The 6,941-nt window shown below is 71.0% G+C and carries 7 protein-coding genes; 6 read left to right on the top strand and 1 reads right to left on the bottom strand.

All coding sequences use genetic code 11. The features are described 5' to 3' along the window. A partial coding sequence (locus ACXJLU_RS32215; protein ID WP_457337817.1) for a hypothetical protein occupies nucleotides 1-304 on the top strand: 304 nt, incomplete at its 5' end. Nucleotides 305-324: 20 nt separating this feature from the next. Next, on the top strand, nucleotides 325-2,580 hold the full coding sequence (locus tag ACXJLU_RS32210) for a serine/threonine protein kinase (RefSeq protein ID WP_457337816.1): 2,256 nt from the start codon (nucleotides 325-327) through the stop codon (nucleotides 2,578-2,580). A gap of 3 nt (nucleotides 2,581-2,583) precedes the next feature. Here the strand turns inward: ACXJLU_RS32210 and ACXJLU_RS32205 are convergent, their stop codons facing one another. After that, nucleotides 2,584-2,715: a hypothetical protein gene (locus tag ACXJLU_RS32205; RefSeq protein WP_457337815.1), complete on the bottom strand. Its 132-nt coding sequence runs from the start codon at nucleotides 2,713-2,715 to the stop codon at nucleotides 2,584-2,586. A gap of 194 nt (nucleotides 2,716-2,909) precedes the next feature. Between ACXJLU_RS32205 and ACXJLU_RS32200 the strand changes: the two genes are divergently transcribed. The 4 genes from ACXJLU_RS32200 to ACXJLU_RS32185 all read left to right on the top strand — a co-directional run. Continuing rightward, a complete protein-coding gene (locus ACXJLU_RS32200; protein ID WP_073468863.1) occupies nucleotides 2,910-3,221 on the top strand; it encodes a hypothetical protein in 312 nt (103 codons plus the stop codon). A 20-nt stretch (nucleotides 3,222-3,241) separates the two neighbouring features. Beyond that, a complete protein-coding gene (locus ACXJLU_RS32195; RefSeq protein WP_457337814.1) occupies nucleotides 3,242-3,571 on the top strand; it encodes a TrbC/VirB2 family protein in 330 nt (109 codons plus the stop codon). 20 nt (nucleotides 3,572-3,591) lie between these two features. Next, complete coding sequence (locus ACXJLU_RS32190) at nucleotides 3,592-6,126, top strand: VirB4 family type IV secretion system protein (RefSeq protein WP_457337813.1); 2,535 nt, start codon at nucleotides 3,592-3,594, stop codon at nucleotides 6,124-6,126. Then, a partial coding sequence (locus ACXJLU_RS32185) for a hypothetical protein (protein WP_457337812.1) occupies nucleotides 6,126-6,941 on the top strand: 816 nt, incomplete at its 3' end. The genes ACXJLU_RS32190 and ACXJLU_RS32185, both read left to right, overlap by 1 nt.

Raw genomic sequence — 6,941 nt, 5'->3', positions numbered from 1 at the left:
GGTGCGGCTCAGCGAGGCGCAGCTCGCCGCCGGCGACGTAGCGGGCAGCCGCAGCACGGCGGCTGCCGCGGTCGCCACCTTCGAGGCGCTGCCCGACGGCATCCGGCGCGACATCGTCACGCACTACCTGCATGGCCTCGCGTACTACCAGCTCGGCCAGGCGCTGCGCGCGCAGGGCGACAACGCCGACGCCTGCGCCCGCTACCGGCAGAGCCTGCCGATGTTCGAGGACGTGAAGCGCCTGCTCGACCCGACCGACATCGGCCCGGACGCGGCGCGCGAGGCGCTGCAGCGCTGCCCCTGAGAAGGTCTGACGAACAAGCCATGGAACGCGCGCCGACCGCCCTCACCGGCCAGCGTTTCGGCCCGTACCGGCTGGTCGCGCCGCTCGGCCGCGGCGGCATGGGCGAGGTGTGGCGCGCGGCGCGCGACGACGGGCAGTACGAGCAGCAGGTCGCGATCAAGCTGGCGACGCAGGCCGACGGCGCCGCATCGCCCGAAGCGTTGGAGCGCTTCCGCCGCGAGCAGCGCATCGTCGCCGGCCTCGACCACCCGCAGCTCGCGAAGCTGCTCGATGCCGGCGTCGCCGCGACCGACCTGCCCTGGTTCGCGATGGCGCTGGTCGACGGCGAGCCGATCACCCGCCACTGCGAGCGCGCCGGCCTCGACCTGCCGGCGCGGCTGCGGCTGATGCGCGAGGTCTGCGAGGTCGTGCACTACCTGCACCAGCAGGGCATCGTGCACGCCGACCTGAAGCCGGAGAACCTGCTGGTCGGCGCGACTGGTGAACTGCACCTGGTCGACTTCGGCATCGCGCGGCACATCGGCGAGCCGGCGGCTTCGGCGATGACGCTCTCGTGCGCCAGCCCGGAGCAGGTGCGCGGCCTGCCGCTGACGCCGGCCAGCGATGTCTACGCGCTCGGCCTGCTGCTGTACCGGCTGCTGGCCGGCCGCAGCCCGTACCGCGAGCAGGCGGCGCATGCGCTCGCGCACGAGGTCTGCGAGCGCGAGCCGCCGCCCACCGGCGCGCGCATCGACCGCGACCTGGAGGCGGTGGTGCGCAAGGCGCTGCAAAAGGAGCCGGCGCAGCGCTATGCGTCGGCGCAGGCGCTGTCGGAGGAGTTGTTCCGCTGCCTCGAAGGCCTGCCGGTGCAGGCACGCAGCGGCGGGCTGCACGGCCGCGTGCGCCGCTTCGTGCTGCGCCACCGCAGCGCGGTCGGCGCGGCGCTGCTGGCCAACCTGGCGCTCGCGGCCGGCCTGGCGCTGATGGTGCACGAGACGCAGCGCGCGCAGCACCAGCGCGCCCGCGCCGAGCAGCATTTCGCGAACGTGCGCGCGCTCGGCCGCGTGCTGATCTTCGACGTGCACGACGCGATCCAGAACCTGCCCGGCGCCACGCCGGCGCGCAAGCTGGTGGTCGAGCATGCGCTGCGCTACCTGAACGAGCTGAGCGAGGATCCGTCCACCGATCCGGCGGAGGACACCGGCCTGCGCACCGAGATCGCGGCCGGCTACCGCAAGGTCGGCGACATCCAGGGCCAGCCGTTCGGCGCCAACCTGGGCGACCCGGAAGGGGCGCGCCGCAGCTACCTTCGCGCGCGCGGGTTGCTGACCGCCGTGGTCGCGGCAGCCGTGCCGGGCACCGCGCGCGATGCGGCGCAGCGCGAGCTGGTGGTGGTGCACAAGCGGCTGGGCGCGCTGTCGGATTCGCTGGGCGAGCTGGCACAGGCCGATGCGATGCTGCGCGCCGGCATCGTGCTCGCGCAAGCGCTGGTCGATGCGCACCCGGGCGAGGCCGATTTCACGTCGCTGCTGGCGGCGATGCACGGCCAGCTGAGCCAGCTGAAGTTCTACGCCGGCGACTTTCCCGCCTACCTGCAGGCCGCCGAGCTGGAGTTCAGCGCGCTCAGCGAGGTCGTGCGGCGTCAACCGGATGACCGCGAGGCGGTGATGAGCCTGTCGGTGTGGCACGACCTGCGCGGCCAGTACCTGGCGCAGCGCGACGACAGCCTGGCGAGCGGCCGGCTGGCGCTGCAATCGTTCGAGGCCTCGATGCGGCTGAAGCAGCAGTTGCTCGACCGCGAGCCGCGCAACAGCAGCTACATGCGCTATGCGGCGAGCGAGCACCTGAACCTGGGCGTGACACTGCTGCGCGTGAAGCAGCCGGCGCAGGCGATCGCCGCCTACCGGCGGGGCACTGCGCTGCTGGCAGAACTGACACGGCTGGATCCCGACAACATGGACGCCCGCCAGGCGCTGGCACTGGCCAGCAACAACCTGAGCGGCGCGCTGTACGAGGGCGGCGACCTGCCGGGCAGCGCCCGCGCGGCGCGCGAGTCGATCGCGGTGTTCCAATCGCTGTCGCCGGGCGCGCGGGCCGATGTCGCGGCGCTGCGCATCCAGGGGCGCAGTCACTTTCACCTGGGCCGCGCGCTTTCGCGCAGCGCGCCGCGCGAGAGCTGCGAGCACTACAGGCGCTCGCTTGCGATCCTGGTCGACCTGCAGGCCCGTGTCGGCCTCGCACCGGGCCAGCTCGACCCGGCCGAGGTTCGGGCCGCGCTGGCGCGCTGCGGCAGCTGAGCCTCACTCTTCGTTCGGGCCGTACCCCACTCCCCCGTTCGGGCTGAGCTTGTCGAAGCCGTCGCGCCACGCGAGCAGGCCCTTCGACAGGCTCAGGGCGAACGGGGAGGGGGTGCAGCGTGCGGGCGTCCGCACGCGCGCTGCGAGGCAGTGCGAAGTGCTGCACGTCGATGACCCCCGCATCCACGCCATGGACCACCTGCCGTCTGCGCGATTCACAAGACAAATCAAGGGCTTGCCGCGCATCGCCGTCCGGCAATCCGGCCACCGGTCGCCATGGCATGCCTCTCGCGATAGCTCACGTGGCCTGACCCCCGGAGCAAGACGCCATGGCAGAGAAGACAGCGAAGACCGACCGCAGCCTGCAGGAGGTGAAGATCTTCGCGCGGGAGAACACGATCTGGGGCATCCCCAGCAAGCAGTTCATCGGCGCGGCAGTGCTGACGGTCGCGATGCTCACGCAGATCCCGTTCGTCTTCGCGTTCGCGATGGGCGGCCTGCTGTTCGGCGTGCTGTTCGCGATCTACAACGACGACCCGCGCGCGCTGCTCGCCTGGCAGCGCTCGGTGGGCCGCCCGGTCCGCTGGTCGGCCTGTGCGCGCAACCCGCGCCGCGTCGTCATCGTCCCCTTCAACAAGTGAAAACCACAGGAGTTCCTTCCATGCGTGTCAATTCCTTTGTGCAGCGTGCCGCTGCCCCGCTGTCCGGTGTGCTGCTGTCGCTGCTCAGCGCGTCTGCCCATGCGCAGGCCACCGCCGCCAACTTCGACAGCCTGCGCACCTTCCTGCAGGCCTTCGCCAACTTCATGACCGGGCCGTTCGGCAAGGCGGTGGTCGTGGTCTCGATCGTCGCGGCCTTCTGCACCTGGGTGTTCGCGCCCAAGGACGGCATCTTCGGCCCGGTGCTGCGGGTGGTGGTCGCCGGCATCGCGATCATGAACGCCGCACTGTGGATCGCACAGTTCGGCGGCGCCGGCAACATCACGCTGTAACCCCACGGACGCGACCGGCCATGGGTGCCAGGGACAAGATCGGCTCGGTGCTGGACCTGCACACCGCCTACGGTGTGTACAACGGCTTCGTGCTCACCAAGACCGGCTCGCTGATCGGGGCGATCGAGCTGTCGGGGCGCGACCCCGACGGCATGGCCGCCATCGACCACCAGGGCATGACGCACATCGCCCGCGTGATCTACGGCGCGCTGCCGAAGGCGATCGCGGTCACGCAGTACTTCGCGCACTTCGAGGGCGCGAAAGTCTCGCTGCTGCGCCGCGAGCACCCGATCAGCGACCTGATGTCGAAGCAGCGCGAGGCCTTCCTGAACGGCCGCGACCTCTGCAATTCGCGCCTGGTGCACTACTTCGAGGTGCAGGCGGGCGAGAACTCCAACAAGCTCGACGTCGCCGGCCTCGTCAAGCACCTGGCCATGTCGCCGGTCAGCGGTGCGAGTCGCCGCATGGTGAAGCAGACGCTCGGCAAGGACGGCGCGCTGCTCTACCTCGCCGAGCAGCTGGAGCGCCAGTCGTGGATGCTGAAGGACGCGCTCTCGGTGCTGGTGGCCAAGTGGTCCGGGATCATGGGCGTCGAGCAGCTCGGCATCGACGAGCTGTGGGCGCACATGCGCTTCCTCGCGACGCTGCAGCCGCGCCGCCTCGACACCGCGCGCCACGAGACGCCGCCCGAGAGCAACTGGGACCACTTCCTGTCGAGCGGCGACGTGCGCCACCTGCGCGTGCACAACATGGACGTGCTGAAGATCGACGACGCCGAGCACCAGTACGTGAAGATCGGCGCCGTCAGCCGGCTCGGCAGCCCGGTGCGCGAAGGGCTGTGGGGCCATGGCGACGACTCGCCGGCGCGGCTGCGCGGCAACTACCTGCTGATGCACCGCTTCACGCCGTTCAGCGAGTTCAAGCGCTCGATGCTGTTCCGCAACAAGCAGACCGAGCTGGAGCGCAGCGCGATCAGCCCGTGGGACGTGCTGCAGGGCCGCGAGCGCTCGCTGTACGAGAAGCAGGCGACGATGAAGCCGGCCATCGCCGACAAGATCGCCGAGCTCGGCGAGGCCGAGGCGCTCGACGAGACCTGGGGCCAGGGCCACAGCTTCGTCGCCGCCTTCCACCCCGACCCGGTGCAGTTGCGCGAGACGGTGCTGTCGCTCGACCGCGCCTGCTCGAACGTCGGCCTCTCGCTGGTGTGGGAGGGCGTCGACCTGCCCTACGCGTACCAGACCATGCAGCCCGGCGGCCAGCACAAGAGCATGCGCGACATGGTGCTCAACGGCACGCAGAGCGCCGCCGCCGCGCTGCTGTACCAGAGCGCGCTCGGCCAGCCCTGCGTCGAGGACCTGGGCGGCGAGGAGGCGCAGTACGTGCTCGAGAGCCGCGACGGCCGGCCGTTCTTCTTCAGCAACTTCATCGGCGGGCGCGCGATGCTGGTCGGGATCGGCCCGATCCGCAGCGGCAAGACCTTCCTGAAGAACACGCTCGCGACGCACTTCCTGAAGTACGGCGGCGTGATCCGCGCGATCGACATCGATCCCGGCACCGAGACGCTGGCACAGGCCTTCGGCGACGACGGCGGCATCTTCCGCGTCACCGCCGACGGCCGCCACGGGCTGAACCCGTTCGTCAACTACCAGGGCGTGCACGACATCGGCTTCGTCGTGCACATGACCGAGCTGCTGGTCGAGATGATGCAGGCCAACGACGACCCGCTGCTGCAGCAGCTCGCCCACAACGAGCAGGAGTACCTGGACGGCGCGATCCGCAAGACGCTGCTGCTGCCGACCTCGATGCGCACGCTCGATTCGCTGGTGGCCCACATGCCGATGCAGCTGGCACAGAAGTTCACCCGCTGGACGCGCGGCACCGACCCGCAGATGGCCGGCCGCTACGCGCCGCTGTTCGGCGCCACCGTCGACTCGGCCGGCGGGCTGGACAAGCGCGTCGGCGTCTACAACCTGCAGGCGGTGCGCGACGACGAGAACGCGATGCGCCCGCTGCTGCTGGAGCTGTTCTACCGCATCACCCGCACCTTCGAGGACCCGGCCAAGCGCGGCATTCCAAAGGAGCTGCACGTCGACGAATGCCACCACGCGCTGCGGCTGAAGTCGTTCGCCGAGTACCTGGTGGCCAAGGTGCGCACCTGGGGCAAGTGGGGCGCCGGCGTGCAGCTGTGGACGCAATCACCCGAGGAACTGCTGCGCAGCGACAGCTGGGCCGCGGTGCGCAGCGCGGCCAGCACCTTCGTCTTCATGTCCGACCCGAAGATGGACGACGCGCTGTACCGCGAGACCTTCCCGTTCCTGCAGGCGGGCGAATGCGAGGCGATCCGCTCGCTGATCCCGAAGCGCCAGGCCTTCCTGGTGCAGCAGGAGCTGGGCGTCGCGAAGATCGTCAACCTGGTGGTGGAACCGGAGCAGTACGTGATGAACACCTCGCACCCGCGCGAGGCGGCGATCCGCACCGCGCTGATCGAGGAGCACGGCTACCAGCGCGGCATGCAGCTCACCCTGGCACGCTTCAAGGAAGAGGGGATTTTGTGATGGTGCCTCGGCTGCTGTTCGTGGCCGCGATGCTCGGCTGCTGCGCCTGGGCGCGTGCAGCCGGCGATCCGGAGATCGACGAACTGGTGCGCGAGATCGAGCGCCTGCCGCCACAGGCCTTCGAGCAGGATCCGCAGGGCTGGCAGGAGGTGCTGGAGCTGCTGGAGAACTACGCCGCCTCGCAGGCCGGCAGCCCGAAGGCGGCACCGCGCCGCGCCGCCGCCGCGAACGGCGCTGCCGGCATGACGGCCGCACAGCAGCGCGATGCGTTCGGCCAGTTGCTGGCCGGCGTGCGCGAGCTGCCGGTCAGCGATCTTGCGAGCCTGATGGTGTCGGCCGGGCTGGCCCAGGTCGACCCGCCGCGCGGCCCGAACGAGGCGATCGACCCGCGCGCGTCGGTGCAGCTCGCGCGCTGGGCCGAGTCGGCGCGCAACGTGCCGGCCGGTGCGCCGTCGTTCGGGGTGCTGCCGCTGTTCCAGCCCGACACGCTGCGGTTGCTGGCGCGCCGCGTCGAGCTCGCGAACGCCGGCCAGCCGCGCGCGGCGTCGCTCAACGACACGATGCAGGCCAGCATCGCGACGCTGAGCCGGCGTGCCGACGAAGAAAGCCGCACGCTGCTCGACCTGCGGCGGGCCGGCCAGGCCAGCGCGCAGCGGCTGGGTGCGCTCGACGGGCTGATGCAGGCCGCGACCTCGGTGCCGTTGTCCGCCGCCGCCGCCGAATCGGCCCAGCTCGCCGCGCTGCGCGGCACGCTCGCCGGCGTGCAGGCACAGCAGACGCAGGCGCTGATGCAGCTCGGCGGGCCCGATTTCAGC

This window comes from Rhizobacter sp. P5_C2 (assembly GCF_054049715.1).
The sequence above is the reverse complement of the archived record's forward strand: the minus strand, read 5'-3'. Positions and strand labels throughout refer to the sequence as shown.

What these genes read in the sequence shown, in the direction of transcription:
- ACXJLU_RS32200 (WP_073468863.1), top strand. Translation starts at nt 2,910, where the DNA reads ATGGCAGAGAAGACAGCGAAGACCGACCGCAGCCTGCAGGAGGTGAAG.
- ACXJLU_RS32190 (WP_457337813.1), top strand. Translation starts at nt 3,592, where the DNA reads ATGGGTGCCAGGGACAAGATCGGCTCGGTGCTGGACCTGCACACCGCC.
- ACXJLU_RS32195 (WP_457337814.1), top strand. Translation starts at nt 3,242, where the DNA reads ATGCGTGTCAATTCCTTTGTGCAGCGTGCCGCTGCCCCGCTGTCCGGT.
- ACXJLU_RS32210 (WP_457337816.1), top strand. Translation starts at nt 325, where the DNA reads ATGGAACGCGCGCCGACCGCCCTCACCGGCCAGCGTTTCGGCCCGTAC.